Origin of the sequence: Streptomyces sp. (assembly GCF_019510245.1) — a bacterium.
Taxonomy (GTDB): domain Bacteria; phylum Actinomycetota; class Actinomycetes; order Streptomycetales; family Streptomycetaceae; genus Streptomyces.
Genome location: NZ_JAEKKT010000202.1, coordinates 1 through 19570, shown reverse-complemented (window position 1 = coordinate 19570; position 19570 = coordinate 1). Strand labels below are relative to the sequence as shown.

At 71.9% G+C, this 19570-nt stretch carries 12 protein-coding genes, 1 tRNA gene and 2 pseudogenes; 5 read left to right on the top strand and 10 right to left on the bottom strand.

The features are described 5' to 3' along the window. Positions 1-20 precede the first annotated feature (20 nt). From JF597_RS40640 to JF597_RS40620, 5 genes are all read right to left on the bottom strand, one after another. Positions 21-854, bottom strand: coding sequence for an alpha/beta hydrolase (locus tag JF597_RS40640; protein WP_294008575.1), 834 nt, complete (start codon positions 852-854; stop codon positions 21-23). Positions 855-894: 40 nt separating this feature from the next. After that, the gene (locus tag JF597_RS40635; RefSeq protein WP_294008574.1) at positions 895-1392 is read right to left on the bottom strand and encodes a cupin domain-containing protein; all 498 of its coding nucleotides are present in this window, start codon (positions 1390-1392) and stop codon (positions 895-897) included. Then, positions 1389-1511, bottom strand: a complete 123-nt coding sequence (locus JF597_RS40630; RefSeq protein ID WP_294008573.1) for a hypothetical protein — start codon at positions 1509-1511, stop codon at positions 1389-1391. The genes JF597_RS40635 and JF597_RS40630 overlap by 4 nt, the downstream gene beginning before the upstream one ends. A gap of 84 nt (positions 1512-1595) precedes the next feature. Then, a complete protein-coding gene (locus tag JF597_RS40625; RefSeq protein ID WP_294008572.1) occupies positions 1596-2423 on the bottom strand; it encodes an SDR family oxidoreductase in 828 nt (275 codons plus the stop codon). Further along, a complete protein-coding gene (locus tag JF597_RS40620; RefSeq protein ID WP_294008571.1) occupies positions 2420-3235 on the bottom strand; it encodes an alpha/beta hydrolase in 816 nt (271 codons plus the stop codon). Before JF597_RS40620 ends, JF597_RS40625 begins: the two co-directional genes overlap by 4 nt. A 727-nt stretch (positions 3236-3962) precedes the next feature. Between JF597_RS40620 and JF597_RS40615 the strand changes: the two genes are divergently transcribed. Continuing rightward, a complete protein-coding gene (locus tag JF597_RS40615) occupies positions 3963-6977 on the top strand; it encodes a S53 family peptidase (protein ID WP_294008570.1) in 3015 nt (1004 codons plus the stop codon). A gap of 785 nt (positions 6978-7762) precedes the next feature. Here the strand turns inward: JF597_RS40615 and JF597_RS40610 are convergent. Together JF597_RS40610 and JF597_RS40605 are read right to left on the bottom strand one after the other, a co-directional pair. After that, a pseudogene (locus JF597_RS40610) lies at positions 7763-8181 on the bottom strand (PIN domain nuclease). Continuing rightward, positions 8181-8435: pseudogene (locus JF597_RS40605) on the bottom strand (type II toxin-antitoxin system VapB family antitoxin). The pseudogenes JF597_RS40610 and JF597_RS40605 overlap by 1 nt, the downstream one beginning before the upstream one ends. A gap of 404 nt (positions 8436-8839) precedes the next feature. Here JF597_RS40605 and JF597_RS40600 point away from each other — a divergent pair. From JF597_RS40600 to JF597_RS40585, 4 genes are read left to right on the top strand one after another with little or no spacing between them, the layout of a single operon-like run. Further along, positions 8840-10387, top strand: coding sequence for a TIGR02677 family protein (locus JF597_RS40600; protein WP_294008569.1), 1548 nt, complete (start codon positions 8840-8842; stop codon positions 10385-10387). Between the two features lie 31 nt (positions 10388-10418). Further along, positions 10419-11873, top strand: coding sequence for a TIGR02678 family protein (locus JF597_RS40595; RefSeq protein WP_294008568.1), 1455 nt, complete (start codon positions 10419-10421; stop codon positions 11871-11873). Continuing rightward, positions 11870-15910, top strand: a complete 4041-nt coding sequence (locus JF597_RS40590; protein WP_294008567.1) for a TIGR02680 family protein — start codon at positions 11870-11872, stop codon at positions 15908-15910. The genes JF597_RS40595 and JF597_RS40590 overlap by 4 nt, the downstream gene beginning before the upstream one ends. Continuing rightward, positions 15900-17177 (top strand): TIGR02679 family protein, encoded by a 1278-nt coding sequence (locus JF597_RS40585; protein WP_294008566.1) that lies wholly within the window; start codon positions 15900-15902, stop codon positions 17175-17177. Before JF597_RS40590 ends, JF597_RS40585 begins: the two co-directional genes overlap by 11 nt. A 185-nt stretch (positions 17178-17362) precedes the next feature. Here JF597_RS40585 and JF597_RS40580 read toward each other — a convergent pair whose 3' ends face one another. The 3 genes from JF597_RS40580 to orn form a co-directional block, all read right to left on the bottom strand. After that, entirely contained in the window at positions 17363-18706 is a 1344-nt protein-coding gene (locus tag JF597_RS40580; RefSeq protein ID WP_294008565.1) for an endonuclease domain-containing protein, read from the bottom strand. 342 nt (positions 18707-19048) lie between these two features. Next, positions 19049-19121, bottom strand: a tRNA-His gene (locus JF597_RS40575). 114 nt (positions 19122-19235) lie between these two features. After that, positions 19236-19570: oligoribonuclease (gene orn, locus JF597_RS40570; RefSeq protein WP_294008564.1), on the bottom strand; the 335-nt coding region annotated here is incomplete at its 5' end.

Here is a 19570-nt window from a genome sequence, read left to right as displayed (position 1 = left end):
GTGCCTCCGACGGAATGCCGCTACTTGGCCAGGAAGGCAAGCAGCGCGGCGTTGACCTCTTCGGCGTGCGTCCAGAGCAGACCGTGCGGGGCGCCCTCGATCTCGACGTACTCGGCCGAGGGCAGCAGCGCGTGGAAGGGCCGCCCGGTGGCGTCGACCGGCAGGATCCGGTCGGCCGTGCCGTGCAGGATCAGCGTCGGCACGTCGATCCTGGCGACGTCGGCGCGGAAGTCGGTGATCCAGGTGGGCACGCAGGCCACCGACGCGTGGGCGGACGCGCCCGCCGCCACGTTCCAGCTCGCCCGCACGGCCTCTTCGCTGATCCGGCTGCCGAGCGTCTCGTCGAGGTTGTAGAACGCCTCGTAGAAGCCGGTGAAGTAGGCGTAGCGGTCCTTCGTGACCGCCTCCAGGATGCCGTCGAACACGGACTGGTCGACGCCGCCCGGGTTGTCGTCCGTCCTGACCAGGAAGGGTTCGAGGGAGGCCAGGAAGGCGGCCTTGGCGACGCGCTGCGAGCCGTACGTCCCCAGGTAACGGCCGACTTCCCCGGTGCCCATGGAGAACCCGACGAGCACCGCGTCGGTGAGGTCCAGCTCGGTCAGCAGCGCGTCGAGGTCGGCGGCGAAGGTGTCGTAGTCGTAGCCCGTGGTCGGCTGCGACGACCGGCCGAAGCCGCGCCGGTCGTAGGTGACGACCCGGTGGCCTGCGTCGAGCAGGGCCGGGAGCTGCTTCTCCCAGGAGTGGCCGTCCAGCGGGTAACCGTGGATCAGTACGACGGGCTGCCCGCTCCCGTGGTCCTCGTAGTACAGCTCGATGGCGGCGGAGTTCTCCTGGCCGACGATGATGTACGGCATGTCGGTTTCCCTTCGGGTGCTCGGTGGAGGGGCGGGCGGCTCACAAGGACGGCGGCGGTCCGGTGACGCGCAGGTGGAAGGCCTCGGCGGAGGCCACGACCGCGCCGAGATCGAACTCGGGCGGCAGCTCCCCGGCCTCGGCCACCGGGATGCCGTTGGCCCTGAAGTACTCCTCGATGCAGGCCGGGCTGAACAGCGCCGCTATCCGCGCCCCTTCGGGCGAGCGGACCAGATAGCTGTGCGGCACCCCGCGCGGCCCGTACGCGACCTGCCCGGGCACCAGGTCGTGGCGCTGGTCGCCGACGAAGAACGTCACCTCGCCGTCGAGGACGAACCAGATCTCCTCCTCGTCCTCGTGGACGTGGTGCGGGGGCGCGTGGCCGGCCGGGTCGGCGAACTCCATCAGGCTGACCCGGTTGTCGGTCGCGGTACCGGGAAGCAGGATCCTGGCCCGGCCGCCGAGGAACCAGAAGGGTTCGCGCTCGGGCGTCGGGCCGAAGGTCGGGAAGAAGCCGGTCGTTTTCGCTCCCGAGGTCATCGCGGGCCGTCCAGGAAACGCAGCAGCATGTCGGTCATCTCTTTCGGGTGCTCCTCGTAGATCCAGTTGCCGGAGTCGGGGACGACGGCCGGGGTGACGTGGGTGGCGTAGCGACGCACCTGCTTGTCGACCGACGAAGCGAGGCTGCCGTGAGGGGAAACGGGGCGCGGCGGGCTCGGGGGCCGCCATGCCGTGACGGCGGGTCAGAGGGACTCGACGAGGCCGCCGTCGATGACGAAGTCGGCGCCGGTGATGTTGGCCGCCCGCGGACCGGCTAGGTAGACCACCAGGTCGGCCACCTCGGACGGCCGGGTGAAGCGGCCGGTCACCGACTGGCCGGCCGCGCCGCGGGCCACCTCCCGCGGGTCGACGCCCCGGGACCGGCCGACCGTGTCGGCGACACCGCCGGCGCCCTGCCACAGCGCCGTCTCCACCGGGCCGGGACCGATGGTGTTCACCCGCACGCCGCGCGGCCCCACCTCCTTGGAGAGGGCCTTGCAGAAGTTGGTCAGCGCCGCCTTCGCCGCGCCGTAGTCGATGACCAGCGGGTCGGGCAGCCGGGCGTTGACCGAGGAGACGGTGACGACACGTCCGTCGCCGGTGGCGAGCAGGTGCGGCAGCGCGGCCCGGGTGGCGCGGACGGCGGCCATGAGGTTGACCGTGAACGTCCACTCCCAGTCCTCGTCCGTCACGCCCAGGAAGCCGTCGGTCCGCGGCCGTACCGCACCGACGTTGTTCACCAGGACGTCGACCCCGCCGTGGAGCGCCACGGCCTCGGCGACCAGCGCGGCCGGACCCCCGGGCGTCGCGAGGTCGACCTCCACGACGGTGAGCTCGGCCCCCCGCTTCACGTGCTCGTCGAGGGCTTCGGTGCGTTCCCGGGAACCCGCGACGAGGCGGGCGCCGGCCGCGAGGAAGGCCTCGGTGACGGCCAGCCCGATGCCGCGTCCGGCGCCGGTGACCACGACCGTCCGCCCGGCCAGGTCCGCGTCGTCGGCGGACGTCCCGGCGGCCTGGGGACGGGAGTTCACCGGCCGGCCTCCAGGCCCTGCCGCCGCAGCCAGGTGAGAACGGTGTCCGCGACCTCGCGCCAGCCGCCGTCGATCGTCAACGAGTGCCCGCGGTCCGGGAAGTTGATGATGTCGGTGACCGCCTCGGAGTGCCGGTACTGCTTGAGGGTGGCCCGGGTGACGACCTCGGGCACCGTGTGGTCCTTGCCGCCGGAGATGAGCAGCAGCGGGCCGCGCCCGCTGTTCTCCGTGTCGACCTTCGCCGGCGAGTGGGGGTTGAAGTTGGCGGACGCGGCCTCGTACAGCGGCTTGCCCGGCGCGGGGATCGTCCACCGCTCGTACAGGGCCGCCGACTCCTCCTCCGCGACGGCGTTGCCGAAGGCGAACCGGAACTGCTCCGCGGTCAGGGAGACCGAACGGCGCTTGTTGGCCGGGTTCTTGAAGACGGGGAGCGTCGCCTTCAGCGCGGACAGCGGCAGCGGCAGAACGCCCTTGATCTGTGCGGCGTCGATCGCGACCGCCGCGGCGGCGCGGTCCTGGCCGAGCAGCTTCTGCGCGATCATCCCGCCGAAGGAGTGACCGATCACGACGGGCCGCACGGGCAGGGCCTCGATGAGGGCCGCGTAGTGCTCGACGACGTCGTCGATGCCGTGACCGGCGATGCTCTCGGGGTTCTGCCGCGCGTCCTCGACGGTGTCGGGGTCGCCGGGCCACCCGGGCGCGGACGGGTCGTAGCCCTCGGCACGGAACAGGTCGATCCACGGCTGCCAGGAGGTGCTGTGCAGCCAGAGGCCGTGGATGAAGACCACGGGAAGGGGGAGGGGGACGGTCATGGCTGGGCCTCTCTCGTGTGGGTGTCCTGACCCGGCATGTGCACACGACACCAGGACCTCCGGCGCTCTCGCACCGGGGATCCACCCCAGTCGTTCAGGGGTGGCTGCCGAATGGCCCGAGGACACCGGCGTCGATCCGCAGGGATTCGGCGGCCGGGACGGCGAGCGCGCCGGCGGCGCCGTTGAGCAATCCGCGGCCGCCGGTCGGAAGCAGCTGAACTACCCGCCCCTCAGCGCACTTCCATGTCCCCGAGCCGAAAGGCGGCCACCCTCCCAAGCCTTCCGAACCCCTCCGACCACGTCAGGACAGCACCGCGGGAGCAGCGTTCGCACTGAGACTCCACCCCAGCAGCTCCCTCCGGCGGCGGGACCGAAGTTCGCAACTCGCATGAATCGGTCGAGAACCGGGGCATTCCCGGGGGCCACCGGTGGCCGGGACGCCGGGGGGCCTTCCGTGGTGCCGGGCCCGCAGTCCGGCCGCAGGGCGAAGGGCCCGGAGGGGACGCACGGGATCGGTTCACCGCGGCGGCGTAAAGATCCGTTCATGGTTCTTGAACGAACAGGGACAGTAACGGCCTTGACCTGATAGGAAATGCGCACACTTCGGTTAAGGGGGACAGCTCCTGCGCGCCGTGTGGCGTGGACGCGCCTGTCGGCCCGAGTGACGCTTCGACCGCCGTCAACGGGCACAGATGTGGCGGCGTGTCAGTTTTTAGGAGATTTCTGCATGGCCAAAAAGGTCCACGCCGCGCCGGGACGTCCCGGACGCGCGGCAGTCAAGACCGGCAGACGGGCCAGGGCGATCACCGCGGCTTCCATCGCTGCCGTCGCCCTCGTCGCCGTCACCGGGACCGCTGCCGGAGCGGACATCCAGGGGGGAGCGGCCGGATCGGGCGCACCCCAGCGAATAGGGACTGCCCCGCGTGTCCCGACCGGTGCGACGGTGACCGGCGCGACCGCGTCGGGCACCACGCTGCACCTCAGCGTGAACCTGGCTCCGCGTGACCGGCAGTCGCTGGCGGACTTTGTCACCGCGGTGTCCACACCGGGGAACGCCCAGTACCACCATTACCTGGCCAAGGGGCAGTTCGCCGCGGCCTTCGGACCCACGCGGGCCACCATCGAGGGAGTCTCGAAGGCGCTGAAGGCGGCCGGTCTCTCTCCCGGCAAGGTCAGCCCGGACGGCCTGTCCATCCCGGTCACCGCCACCGCTGCGCAGGCGTCCCACGCCTTCGGCACCGGCTTCCACGACGTCCGGCTCAAGGACGGCACCACCGACTACCTCAACACCTCGGCCCCCTCGTTGCCCGCGGACGTGGCGTCCTCGGTGACCGGGATCGTCGGCCTGAGCAGCGTCAACACCGTCAGCAGTCACCACTCCGGGGTACGACGCGCGAGCAGCCACAGTTCGGCCGGCGCCACCGTCTCCGGACGCGGTTCGCGCACGGTGGCCCCGCACACGTACACCCCGGCACTCTGCTCCGACTTCACCGGCTCGGGCCTGACCGACGGCATCGACTACTACAGCCCCGGCAAGCTGGCCGGCGCCTACGGGATGACCAGCTCCGCCACCGCCGGTGCCGGGCAGACCGTGGCCGTGTTCGAACTGGAGAACGTCGACGCAGCCAGCATCGCCGCGTACCAGTCCTGCGTCGGTACCAGCACCTCGGTGTCCCACGTGTACGTCGACACGACGGCGGGGGCCGGCGCGCCGGCCACCGACGGAGAGGTCGGTGTGGAATCCGCGCTCGACATCGAGGACCTCATAGGCCTGGTGCCCGGCGCCGCCGTCATCGACTACCAGGGGCCGGACGCCGCGTCGGCTACCGACCAGAACGTGCTCGACGTCTACCAGCGGATGGTCACCGACGACCAGGCGCAGGTCATCTCCACCAGCTGGGGTGAGTGCGAGGCGGTCGAGAGCAGCGCGACCGCGAACGCCGAGAACACCATCTTCGCGGAGGCCGCCGCACAGGGCCAGAGCGTCGTCGCCGCCTCGGGCGACGACGGCTCCAGCGACTGCTACCGCGCGACCGGCTCCACGGCCAAGGCCGTCGACGACCCCGCGAGCCAGCCCTACGTCACCGGCGTCGGCGGCACCACGATGACCACCTCGGGCAGCACCACGACCCAGACGACGTGGGGCAACGCCTCCGGCGGTACCGGTGGCGGCGTCTCCTCGCGCTGGGCTCCCGTCGTCTACCAGGGCGGTGTCGCCACCACCGGCAAGCGCGCCGTTCCGGACGTCTCCGCTCTGGCGGACCCGGCCGACGGGTATCCGATCTACTTCCAGGACGACAGCCAGTCCTCCAGCCCCGTCCCCGGCCTCGTCGGCGGCACCAGCGGGGCGGCTCCGACCTGGGCCGCCGCGATCGTCCTGGCCAACGCGGGCACGGCCTGCCAGGCCAACGGCCGGGTCGGCTTCCTCAACAACGCCCTGTACAAGGCCGCACGGAGCAGCTACCCGACGAACTTCTGGGACGTCACCAGCGGCGGCAACTCCGTGTACGCCACCGGCTACACGGCGGCCGCCGGCTACGACGAGGTGACCGGCCTGGGCTCGCCCAAGGAGGCCGGCCTGACCGCGGCACTGTGCGCGGCCAAGGGCACGGCCGCCACGGGAGCCTCCACCTTCCACCCGCTCAGCAGCCCCAAGCGCCTGCTGGACACCCGCAACGGCACCGGCTGGGGCCTCAGTTCCATCCCGACCACGAAGCCCCTGGTCGCGGGCGGCACCGCCCCGGTCAAGATCGAGGGCGCCGGAGGGATCCCCAGCAGTGGCGTGACCGCTGTCGTGCTCAACCTCACGGTCACCGGCACCACCGGCGCGGGTTCGTTGATCGCCTGGGCCGACGGCACCGGCAAGCCGGCGACCAGCAACCTCAACTGGACCGGCGCGAGCCAGACCATCGCCGCCTCGGCGACCGTCAAGGTCGCGGACGACGGCGTGGTCGACCTCTACACGAGCAGCACCACCCACCTGATCGCCGATGTCCAGGGCTACTACACCAGCGGCACCACCGGCTCGAAGTACACGGCGCTGGCCCCGGCCCGCCTGCTGGACACCCGCTCCAAGGTCGGCATCTCCACCACCACCAAGATCTCCAACGCGGTGATCAGCCTCAAGGTCCGCGGCCATGGGGGCGTGCCGGCCGCCGCCTCCTCCGTGGTGCTCAACCTGACGGCCACCCAGACCGTCGGCGGCGGTTACCTGGAGGCCTACCCCGAAGGCGCCACCCGCCCGACCGCGTCCAACGTCAACTGGTCGGCCACCGGGACCACCATCCCCAACCTGGTGGTCGTGCCGATCGGCAGCGACGGCAACGTCAGCATCTACGTCCACGGCACCAGCCACGTGATCGCCGACGTCTCCGGCTACTTCTCCACCGGTGGCTCTGCCTTCCACACGGTCACCCCGCTGCGCCTGCTGGACACCCGTCAGACGACGGCGCTGGGCGCCGGCAAGACGCTGGCCCTGCAGATCTCGGGGCGCGACGGCATCCCGTCCACCGGCGTCAAGGCGGTCGTGCTGACCGTCACCGTCACCGGCACCACGGGCAGCGGCCACCTCACCGCCTGGGCCGACGGCGGCAGCCGTCCGACGGCCTCCAACCTGAACTGGGCGTCCGGGAAGACGGTCGCCAACCAGGTCATGGTGCCCGTCGGCTCCGACGGCAAGGTGGACTTCTACACGAACAGCACCACCAACGTGCTCGCGGACGTGGCCGGCTACATCGGCTGACGCCCAACTACGGCATGACCGCGATGCCCCGTCGACCACGCCGGCCGACGGGGCATCGTTGCGCTCAGGGATGCGTCGCTCAGAACAGTTCCAGACCCCCGCCGCTGGTGTCCACGATGACTGGTTCGGCCGCGTCGAACAGCCTGACCGCAGCTTTGGTGGCTTGGCTGGCAGCCCCCCGGCGACGCTCTCCCCCCGCATCCGCAGCGCGACAGCCCTCCTCGCGTCCTTCGTCCCTGACCGGGATCCCGTCATTCACGGCGCATCGCTGCACAGGGTCCGCACATTCTGCGACTGGATGCATGCGTTGAGTGAGATTCCATACGGACTTACGGCTGTCGCCCCTTCCCGGGCAACTCGAATCCCCGGTGTATGGGCCGCAGTTCGGCCGTGGCCGAACGACAGAAAGGCCGCCGTCCCGCGTTTCCGCGAGCCGGCGGCCTTTCATCCAAGGGTGAGTGACGGGACTCGAACCTGTTTCGTATCACTGTCGTGACCTGCGGCTTTGCTGTAACGGTGGGCAAATTTGGGCATACGGGCGACGGGTGATGCCGCTGTGCGGCATCCGGTTTGGCCATGGCCAAACGCTCCAGTTGGGGACGATGGGTGGGCATGAGCGTGGAGATCGTGCCCATGTGCACCACGTGCCGGACGGAGATCCGGGTTCACCCGTGAACAGACGGTCCCCGGTCAGGCCGCGCCGGACCTGGCCTGGCTGATGTCGCTACGGAACGCGTGACCGAGGTTTCCGCCCGCCGCCCTCGCCCGGTAGACGGGCGGTCTGCTCAGTGGTCGGCACTGCCGGGCGGTACGACCCATTCGGCGGGTTGTCCCGTCAGGGAGGCGATCATGTCGAATCGCCGTCATAGTGGAGGACCGTCCGCTGGTGCAGTTCTGCCGTGGCGGCGATCAACAGGTCGGGGAGGGACAGTGCGCGGTGGAAGCCTGCGTTGAGGGCGTGGCGCTGAACTTCCAAGGCGCGGACGAAGGTGTGGTCGTCGGCGGGGATGTAGTCGAAGGCGTGGAGCCAGGTGCTGATCCGGGTCGCCTCGGCGCTGTCCCGTGCAGAGTGGATCATCTCGTGCTCGGTGGGCTGGCACACTGCGAGGAGGTAACGCTCGTGGAGGGGTTTGAGCACCTCCTTCACACTCGGTTTCGTCCAGCGGGCGAGGGAGGACTTGTCGATCAGGTAGTGGTCCTGCATCAGGCGGCCTGGCCTCCGCCGTGGGTGCCGTCCCGCTTGAGAGAGCCGTCAGCGTTGCGGGGACCGGTGTTCTCGACGATCTCACTGAAGTCGAACTCGCCTGCCTCCAGGGCGTCGAAGCCCTCCTGTCGCAGGTGCCTCTTGACGGCGTCTTCCATGGCGAGGCGGACGGCTTTGGCCTTCGTTTAGGCTCCGAAGATGCGCATGGCCTCGGTGACCATGTCTTCATCGAGGTCGATGACGGTTCTGGCCATGTGGATGGTCCCTCCGCTGCTAGCCCTGCCGATAAAACGATACCTTTTGTTGTCCAGGATAGATGTCGTTTCGGCCGGAGGTCTCATCGTGGATGGACGATCCTGGCACCGCGGCAGGGCTGGGGCAGGCGGGCCGCAGCGAGGTTTACCCATGGCGAAGATGGGGTGGCCGACGGCGTACGCGGCGATCCGCAGCTGAGCCGGCCGCCAGATGGATTCCGACGGCGGTCACCGCCCGGCAGGGGGTGTGAGAGCGGCGCGCAATAGCACAGGTAGCGTGAGCCAGGAAGCGGGTTACACACGCCGGCCGGGGTGCGGCAGACTGGTGCGGATCCGGTGAGGCCCGGCCCGACAGGCGCCGGCCGCAGCGGGTGTGACAGGGGAGAAGGGAAGCCCGCAGATCCGTGAGTGACGAGTCCGACGCCTCGGAGCCCTCGGCCTCCGAGCCCGTTGACGAGGGCGCGTTCGGCATCGACGCGTTCTCCGTCGACGACCGGCTGCGGCTGTTCCACTTTGCCGCCGCCGAGAAGCGGCACGAGTATCTGTGGCTGCTGAGGGCCTTCGACCGCGGGCGTGCCAACTACCAGGTGCTGCTGCACGCTTCGGACGCGGTGGGGCTGCTGGAGCGGCTCGCCGCCGACCATCCGGCCGCGGGCGCCGTGGGCGGGGCGGCCGGTGTGCAGCCGCTGCTCGACGCGCTCGCGGAGTGGCAGGTCCTGGACCGGTCGTACGACGGGACGCGCGCCGCGAACCTCGCCGAGTACCGCAACCGGCACTACGTGTACCAGTTCACCCAGGCCGGATACCGGGCGTACCGGGCGGTGGAGGACGTGCTCGGGGCGAGCCTGGAGGACGCCCAGCTCTCCCGTCTCGTCTTCCCCGACATCCTCGGTGACCTGCGCGCGCTGGCCGAGGCCAACGCCGCGGGCGACGGCGAGGAGGTGTACCGCAAGCTCGGCCGCCTCGACTCGGTGCTGAACGAGATGGCGCAGCGCGCCGCCCGCTTCTATCTCATGCTGGGCGACCTGGCGCGCACCAACGACACCCGGCCCGAGGTGTTCCTGGCCCACAAGGACACGCTCCTCGCGCACATGCGGGAGTTCACCGCCGAACTCGGCCGCTACGCACCGCTGCTCGCCGAGGCCGTCCAGAAGGCGGCGGCCACCGGTGTGGAGCGGATGGTGGAGTACGCGGCCGAGGCGGACGAGCGGCTCTTCCGCAGCCCCGCCGAGCGGGTGGCGGACTGGCGGCACCGGTGGGACGGCATCGTCCACTGGTTCGCGGAGCGCGAGCACGGCGAGGCCGAGCGGCTGCAGGACGCCACCGTCACCGCGATCCGCTCCGTCCTCGCCCTGCTGCGCCGGGTCACCGAGGCGCGCCGTGGCGGGGTGAGCAGGGAGAGCCAGCTGCGCCATCTCGCCCAGTGGTTCACCTCCTGCGAGAGCGACGAGGACGCGCACGCCCTGTTCCAGGCGGTCTTCGGGCTCGGTGCACCCCGCCACATCGCCGTCCCGTACGCCGATCCCGAGCTGATCCCGGGACGTACGTCCTGGTGGGAGGCGGACCCGGTCGAACTCGCCCGCACCCTGGTCCAGTCCGGCCGCACCCCCGCCCTGCACGGCCCCGGCCGCATCGAACGCGACGACGACCGGCGGGCCCTGCTCCGCGCCGAACAGCTCAAGGAGCAGGCCGAGCGCCGGGGTGCCGCGCACTCCCTCGCCTCGGACGGTGTGTACGGCCGGACGCTCGACGAGCCCGAGACACGGGCTCTGCTGGCCCTGCTGGACCTGGCCCTCGCCGCCCGTGTTCCCGCCAGCCGCCGGGTTACCGCCGCCTCCGGCTCCGCCCAAGGGGTGCGGCTCACCCTCACCCCCGCCGCGGGCTCCACCACTGTCGACACCGTGCGCGGGCGTCTCCATCTCGACGGGCTGCACCTGGAGGTCACCGCGTGAACTGTACGAGCTGTCACCGGCGCAGGACCGCATGAGCCGCGTCGCCGAAGGTGTCTCCCTGCTCGAACTCGCCGACTACCAGAAGGCGGTACGGCTCGTCCTGCGGCACCCGCTGATCACGCCGGAGTACCCGGACAAGGCGGCGCTGGCGACCGTGCGGCGCTGGGCCGAGCAGCTGCGCACCGACCTGATGGAGGTGCTCGGTCACCGGCTCGTCACCACCGCCGACACCGCGCGGCTCCAGCGTGCCCAGGACGGCCTGGACGCCACCCGCCCGGCCCTCACCCGCGCGGGACGGCCCTTCGACCGCCGCCGCTACGCCTATCTCGTCCTCACCCTCGCGTCCCTGGGCCGCCACGGGGCCCAGGTGGCGCTCGGCGAGCTGGCCGACGCGGTCGCCGCCGACGCCGTACGCATCGACGGACTCGGGCTCGACACCGCGCGCAAGCCCGACCGGGACGCCTTCGTCGACGCCGTCACCTGGCTCACCGAGCGCGGTGCGCTCACCCTCGCCGACGGCTCCGCCACCGCCTGGGCCGGTGACCCTGAGCGGGCCGAGGCCCTGTACGACATCGACCGGGAGATCCTCCTCGCCGTCCATCACCCGACCCGCGTCCTGCAGCACCTGACCTCGGTCACCGCGCTCCTCGACTCCGGCAGTGCGCTGGGCCTGTCTGCGGGACGGGCCGCGCAGCGCCGTGACCAGGCCCGCCGGGCCCGCCGTCTCGTGCTGGAGAATCCGGTCGCGTACTACGCCGACGCGGACAGCGAACTCCTGGGCCAGCTGCGGGCCCCCGCCCTCGCCGAGGACCTGGAACGGCTGACCGGGCTGACGGCGGAGCGGCGGGCCGAAGGCGTGGCGCTCATCGACACCTCCGGCAGGCTGTCCGACGTCCGTTTCCCCGGCGGCGGGACGATCGCGCAGGCCGCGCTGCTGCTGGCCGCCCGGATCAGCGCCGCCGCCCAGCGCCCGGGACGGCACGCCCTCGCACTGCTGCCCGCGCCCACCGCCGCCGAACGCCTCGCGGCCCGCGCCCGGCGTATCGACGCGGCCCTGCCGTCGCGCGGGCTGGTCGCCGAACTCGCGGAGCCGGACCAGGAACCGGTGAACGAGGAGTCGGCGTACGAGGCGTCCGGTGACGAGGGGCAGGAGCCGGCGGAGACCCGTTACCCCTTCGTCACGGACTCCTGGCTCCGGGGCAGACTCAAGGAGATCACCGCCGAGTACGGCGCGGGCTTCGCCGCCGACCTGCGCGGCGACCCGGACCGGCTTCTCGGCCAGGTCCTCGATCTGCTGGTCGCCATGTCGCTGATCGCCCGGGTGGCCGGCGGGGCCCTCGCCCTTCCGTTGCTCGCCCGCTACCGAGGGGTCACGGCCCGCGTGAAGACCCGTACGGCGGCGCAACCGCCGTCCCGAGCCGCCCTGTTCACCGACGACACCGTCACCGACACCGTCAACGAAATCGCCAAGGACCCGACTCCGTGAGCACTCCCGCTCCCACCCAGGCCTCCACCCCCTCAGCCCGGTTCGTCCCCACCCGCGCCGGGATCATCAACCTGTGGGACTACCGGGACGACGAGTTCTCCTTCGCGGGCGGCTGGCTGGTGCTGCGGGGCCCGAACGGGTCAGGGAAGACCAAGGCGCTGGAGGTTCTGTTCCCGTTCGTCCTCGACGGCCGTATCGACCCCAAGCGGCTGAACCCGTTCGCCGCCGAGGACCGCACGATGAAGTCCAACCTGCTCTTCCGCGGGCAGGACAGCGCGCTCGGCTACGTCTGGATCGAGTTCACCCACCGGGAGACCGGTGAGGCCGTCACCTGCGGCATCGGGCTGCACGCCCAGCGGCACCGTGACACGCCCGCCCGCTGGCACTTCGTCGCCGAGGGCCGGGTCGGCGAGGACTTCTCGCTCCTCACCCACGACGACCGGCCGATGACGAGGAAGCAGCTCGCCGCCGAACTCGGACGTGAGCTGATCACCTCCACGGCCGACTACCGTGCCGCCGTCGACCGGCGCCTGTTCGGCCTCGGCCCGGAGCGGTACGAGCAACTGCTCACCCTGATCCTCACGTTGCGCCGCCCGCAGCTCGCCAAGAACCTCGACCCGGCCAAGCTCTCCGACACCCTCACTGCCGGTCTGCGCCCACTCGACGACGACCTGATCGCCGAGGCGGCGCGCTCCTTCGACGACATGGAGTCCGTGCAGCGCACCCTGGAGGGGCTGGCCGCCGCCGACGACGCCACCCGCGCCTTCCTCGCGAGCTACTCCACCTATCTGCGCGTCCACGCCCGCAGTGCCGCGGACCGGCTCACCGCCCGCCGTACCGGGACCGCCGAGCGCGCCGCCGCGCTACGCACCGCCACCGCGGACCTGACGGCGGCCCGTGAGCAGCAGGCCTTCGCCGAGACGCGCGCCGAGTCGGCCGACGCCTCGCTCGCCGCCCAGCGCGCCCGTCTCGAACAGCTGCGCTCCTCCGCCGCCTATCAGGCCGTCGAGCAACTGGCCGACCTGGAACGCCTGGTGCGCACCTGCGAGCAGACCGCACGGCAGGCCACAGCCGAACGCGAACGCCGGACGGCCGCCACCGGCCGCGCCCGCGCCGAGGCCGAACACGCCGCCCGGCTCGCCGCCGAACTCGACGCCGCCGTCTCCCGGGACGCCGCCGCCGTCGCCGACCACGCCTACACCGCGGGCCTCCCCTGGACCCCGTCCGACGCCGAGCCCGCCCATCTCGCCGACCGCTCCGCCGCGCTCGCCGCCGCCCGTCACGAGGGCGTCCGGGCGGTGCGTGCCGCCCAGCAGGCAGCACGCGGCGCCGAGCAGACCCGCGACCTCGCCCGGATCTCCCTCGACCGCGCGCAGGAGGCCGTCACCGCGGCCGAGACCGCGGAGACCGCCGCCGAGTCGGGCCTCGAATCCGCCCGCGAACAGGCCCGTACGGCACTCGGCCAGTGGACGCAGGTGCACGGCGAGCTCCTGACCGAGGAGGGGGCCGGCCGACTCGCCGAAGCCCTCGAACGCATCGGTGAGGCGGAGGCGGTCACGCTCGCCGACGCCTTCACCGAGGCCGTCGCTCCCGCGGTTCAGGAACTGCGCGACACCCTCGCCTCCCTGCGCGCCCGGCGCACCGACGTCGAGCGCAGCCGCGCCGAGACGGAGGCCGAACGCGACCGGATCGCCGCTGAACACGACGACGCCCCGCCACCGGCCCGCGGCCGCGCCGCCGACCGGGCACCCGGTGACGGCGTCCCATTGTGGCAACTGGTCGACTTCGAAGAGGACCTGACGGAACGGCAACGAGCTGACCTGGAGGCCGCCCTGGAGGCGTCGGGCCTCCTCGACGCACTCGTCACCGCCGACGACAACCCCGTCGCGGCCGGACACAGCGAAGGCTACCTGCGTGCCGGCGCCCCGGTGAGCGGCCCGAGTCTGGCCGATCTCCTGAGCCCCGAGAGCTCCGAGAGCCCGGGGGTCGGCATGGCGATCCCGACCGCCGCCCGGATCACCGCCGTGCTGAGATCCGTCGCCGTCACCGGCGACCTCGACACCGGCATCCCGCACATCGGCCCCGACGGGCGGTACGCGGCCGGTGTCCTGGTCGGCGCCCACACCAAGGAGCACGCCGAGTACGTCGGCGCCACCGCCCGCGCCCGCAGGCGTGCCGCCCGGATCGCCGTCTGCGAGGCGCTGCTGGCCGAACGCTCCGCCCAGCTCGACGAGTTGGCGCGCCTGCAGGCCCGTACGGACGCCGCCCTGGAGGCGCACGCCGCCGCCCGCGCCGCCCTGCCCCGTACCACCGGCATCATCCAGGCGCTGCGCGAGCTCGACCGGGCCGCGGCGAGGCTGCGCGCCACCCGCGACGCCGCCGACGCCATCGAGATCGGGCGCCCAGAACAGGTCGACGCCGTCGAGACCGCCACCCGCGCCTTCGAGACGGCGGTCCGCGAACTCGCCGGCCGCCGCCGCGAACACGCCCGCCAGCGTGAGGCGGCCGAGGCCGCCGCCGACCGGCTCGGCGCCGCCGCCGAGGACGAAGAGGCGGCGGCGGACACCGAGCGTGCGGCGCGCCGTCGGCACGCCGAGGAGGCGGCGGGCCTTGATGCCCTTCAGGAGGCCGTCGGGGCCGAGGCGCAGGAGGTGATGCGGCAGGTGCAGGAGGCCGAGGACGCGATCGACGCCCTGGTGACGGAGGCCGAGGCGGCCCGCACCGTCCAGCACACCGCCATCGCGGGCACCGCGGCGGCCGAGGCCCGCCGTACGGCCGCCGCCGAGGCCGTGGCGGTTGCCGCGGCGGAGGAGAAGGACACCGCTCGCTCCCTGCGCCCGTACGCCGCCCGGGAACTCCTCGACATCCTGCGCTGCCCGCCCGGCCTCGCCTGGCCCGCCCAGGAGGTCGACTGGACCGGAGGGACACTCCCGCCGGCCGTGATCGACGTACACGAGGCGATCCTGACGGCCACGCGCGACCTCACCCCCACCGAGAGCAGCCTCAAGCAGTCCGTCACCCGTCTCACCAAGGCGCTGGACGACCTGCAGGCGCAGCTCGCCGCCGCCGGACAGGACTACCGGCCCGAATGGGACGGCTCCGACGGGGCCATCCTCGTGCGTGTGGCGGACGAGGAGGGCCCGCTGCCTGTGGCGGCCTTCGCGCAGAAGATCGCCTCCCACCGTCGTGACCAGGCCGAACTGCTCTCCGAGTCCGAGCAGCGCATCCTGGAGGACGCCCTGCTCACCCGGCTCGCCCAGCAGATCCACGACCGCACGGTCGATGCCCGCGACCTGATCCGGCGCATGAACACCGACATGCGCAGGCGCACCATGTCCTCGGGGACGACGGTCGGGGTGAGCTGGCTGCTCGCCGACCACCTCGACGACGAACAGCGCGCCGTCTGCGCCCTCCTCGACGCCGACGCCGCCCGCCTCGGCCCCGAGGGCCTCGCCAGGGTGCGCACGCACTTCGCCGCGCAGATCAAGACCGCCCGCGCCCGCCACCGCGATCAGCCCTACCGCGAACTGCTCGCCGAGGTCCTCGACTACCGGCGCTGGCGGCAGTTCGCGTTCCAGCTGGTACGTCCCGACAAGACGGAGGAGCGGCTCACCCGCGCCCGGCACAGCCGCCTGTCGGGCGGTGAGCAGTCGGTGTCGCTGCACCTGCCGCTGTTCGCCGCCGCGCACGCCATGCTCAACTCCGCCGACCCGCAGGCCCCGCGCTTGCTCGCCCTCGACGAGGCCTTCGCCGGAGTGGACGACACCGGGCGCGGTGAACTCATGTCACTGGCCGCCCAGTTCGACCTCGACCTGTTCATGACCGGCTACGATCTGTGGGCCGCCCACGCCTCCGTGTCCGCCGCCGCCCACTACGACCTCGCGCACACCGCCGTCGACCACACCGTCTCCGCCCTGCTGCTCGTCTGGGACGGCGACCGGCTCCTCGCCGACGACACCGGTGACCTCACCGCCGCCCTCGGCTCGCCCGGCACCCGGCGCGCCTGGACACCCGAGGAGACCGCGGTTGTCGGCTGAGCAGCATGCAAGCCATGGATACGACGAGGTGCGGGGCGAGGGATGGACCCGCCTGCTCGTCGCTGCCCGCCGCAGACTGGAGCGCACCGGCGGCGCGCTCGACGGCGACATCGGGCTCACGGGGCCCAGCGAGGCCGAGCGCCGCACCGTCATCGGCGTCACCGGCCGCTACCGGCCCGAAACCGTCAAGCGCCTCTCCGTACCCCTGCGTGACCTGGACGGGTATCTGTACGACCGCTACGGCACAGGTCTCCTCCAGACCCTCGGCCGACTCCACGGCCCCCTGCGCGACCGGCCGGCCGAACGCGCCGGTGAGCAGTCCCGCCGGGAGCAGGCCCTGACGTCGGCCCACTCCAGCCGGCTCGCCGGGCAGGGATGGTTCGCCGCCTGGCTCGACCGGATCGCCGCCGACGGCACCCTCACCCGTCTCGTACGTCGGGGGGACGCACCGCTCCTGGACGCGGCGGTACGCGTCCTCGAAAGACTGACCGGTGACGGGGAACGCATCCCCGGACATGCGGTCGGCGCCCTGCCGCTGCCGGTCCTCGCCGAGTGGACCACCGGTGACACCAAGGCCCTCGTCCCCGGAACCCCGCTCGAACAACTCGTCCTGCGCGCCCTCGCGTGGCGTACTGGCGACGATGCGGCCGTACCGCGTGATCGGGCCGGGCGGCGAGCCCTGTGGGAGAGCGCCGGAGCCATCGCCGACGACCTCGCCAGCCAGGTACTCGTCCTCAACATCGGGGCCGAGGGCGACACGGTGGTCTGCGACTGGCTGCGCGACGCCGCCGACTTCGGCATCCCCTTCCGGCTCACCCTCCACCAACTCGCCACCGACCCCATCGTCCCCGCCGCCCGCACCATCTACGTCTGCGAGAACCCGGCCGTACTGCGCGCCGCCGCCGGCGAACTCCAGGACACCGGTGCCGCCCTCGTGTGCACCGAGGGAGTTCCGTCCGCCGCCTGCCACAGACTGCTCGGCGACGCCGTACGAGCGGGAGCCCGGCTACACTGGCGCGCTGACTTCGACCGGGCCGGCCTGCGCATCACCGCCGACGCCGTGGCCCGCCACGGCGCCCACCCCTGGCGGATGACCGCCGCCGACTACACGGCGGCACTCGTCGAGGGCGAGTCCACCCCACTCGCGGGACCGCCCGCGGCCAGCCCCTGGGACCCCGGACTGGCCCTCGTGATGGAGCAGTCGGGCAGTGCGGTCATGGAAGAACGCCTCCTGCCCACGCTCCTGTCCGACCTCACCCGCGCATGAACCGGCGTCCGGTGGCGGTCGGATCCATCCGTCCACCACGGTGCGCCGGCCTGCATCCACCGGCGAGTCGGCGTCAGTGCCCGAGCCCCCTGGGGCTGACTGGAACGGTGGTGGCATCTCAGGGAGCGGGCGATGTCGAATCCCGCTGAACCGCCCCGTAGATCCTCGACGGCTCCGGTGCCCGGTCAGAAGAGTTCCAGGCTCTCGCCGCTGGTGTCCGCGATGACTGGCCGGATCTGGGCAGGGAGGTCGTCCAGGCGGTCTGGACCGGCCGCGGCGGCGACGGCAGGGGCCGTCTCGGCCAACCAGGCACGAAACCGCTCGGCGGCCTCGCGGTAGGGGACTCGGGCCAGGACACGGTGCTCGCCGGAGGGGCAGAAGTCGACCGCGACGGTGAGCAGGCAGGAGCGGGGCGTGTTCTGACTGCCCGTCCAGGACACGCGCAGGACACCGCAGGGTTTGCGTCCGCGGGGGGCGGGGTGGGTCGGGCGCAGTGATCGGCAGGCTGTGTGGGCCGTCCATGCGGCGAGGTGCGGCAGGGGGAGGGTGGTGCGTGCGCGGCAGCCGGGGCAGCGGTGCCAATGGCGAAGCCAGTCGTCGGTGTCGGTGTCGAAGAGGCGTGTGTAGCGGTTCGCCACGCGGACGTCGTTGCTGTACAGGTGGTCGGGGCGTTCCAGCGTGTTGCAGGACTGGCAGACAGGGGCGCGGACGTAGCCGTGTTCGTGGCAGTGGTCGAGCACGGTGGCGGGCTCGCTGCGGCAGACGGCGCACGCCCACCCGGCCACCCTGCGGCGGGTGCCGGGCTTTCTGCTGAGTACCGAGTACAGCTGGCCTTCCAGCTCTTTGTCGTACGGGCGCGGTGAGGCGGTGGGGCCTTCGGGGCTCGTCGTCTGCCGACGGTCGGCGTCTCGGGCCGGGCGGGGGTGGGAGGGCGGCTCGGTGACGGTTTCGGTTGCCTGGCGGGTCCGCGCGGCCTGCACCCACTGCGTCTCGGTGTGCTCGGCCGCGTCGAGCAGCCTGACCACAGCGCGCGGCAGCCACCACGTCCGCTGCGCCCCGTCGCGGGTCTGCTCCACGAGTATCCGTCGCCAGTCGATCCCCGCCAGATGGGAGGTCCTGCCGTCTTCACGTCGTGCCGCCCGCTCGGGGCCGCCCGACTCCTGCAGTTCCCCTGCGATGCGTCGGCGCCAACGCAGTTGCGTTTCCTCGTTGCATCCCTGCCTCGGCGCTCCACGAAACGGGCCGACGCGGACCAGGTCGTGCCGGTCCATCCCCACCGCGTTGAGTTCCGCGGCTGCCCGGCGCACCTCACCCTCCGGGACGTTCCACTGACCGTCGCTCGCCCTCACCGTCGCCACCACCTGGTCGCCGAGCAGGACGTACCCCGCCTTGGCACGGGCAGGAGAGCAGGTGAATGCCCCAGAAGCCGTCGGCACAGCACTGTCGGCCGTCAGAGCGACCCACAGAGCGTCCGCGGCACCCAGTGTGATCAGGCCGTCCGTGCGGCCGGGCATGACACGCTCTGACATACCGACAGGCTAACGGCCTGCAATGAGCCAAGGAGCCTCCAAGCGCCTCGGTTGGCGCGGGCTGCCGACATTCCTGTCGACCGCAGCCTTGATGGCTTGGCCGCCCTCCTCGCGTCCTTCGTCCCTGATCAGGATCCCGTCACTCACCGGCGGACCGATGCACAGAAACCGCACAGTCTGCGACTGACTGCATGCTTTAAGTGAGATTCCGTACGGACTTACGGCTATCGCTTCTTTCCGGGCGACTTGAATCCCGGGTGTATGGGCCGTAGTTCGGCCGTGACCAAACACCAAACAGGCCCCTGGCCCGCGTTTCCGCAGGCCAAGGGCCTCTCTTTCAAGGGTGAGTGACGGGACTCGAACCCGCGACATCCTGGACCACAACCAGGTGCTCTACCAGCTGAGCTACACCCACCACGACCGGCGGCGACTTTGTGGTTTCTCCGACCGGCCGAGAAAAAGTGTACAGGGTCCGAAGGGGTGCTCGCGCACGGCTTTCCGGGAGCCGCCTGCGCGGCCTCCCGGGCGGCTACTCCGCAGGCAGGACGTGCTTGGCCGCGATCGTCCGCGCGGTGTCCGAGTCCGGGCCGGGCTGCGGTACGAAGATCGCCTCGCGGTAGTAGCGCAGTTCGGCGATCGACTCGCGGATGTCGGCGAGGGCGCGGTGGTTGCCGTTCTTCTCCGGGCTGTTGAAGTAGGCCCGCGGGTACCAGCGCCGGGCCAGTTCCTTGACGCTGGACACGTCGACGATCCGGTAGTGGAGGTATCCCTCCAGGGCCGCCATGTCCCGGGCGAGGAAGCCGCGGTCGGTGCCGACGGAGTTTCCGCAGAGCGGGGCCTTGCCGGGTTCCTTCACGTGTTCCC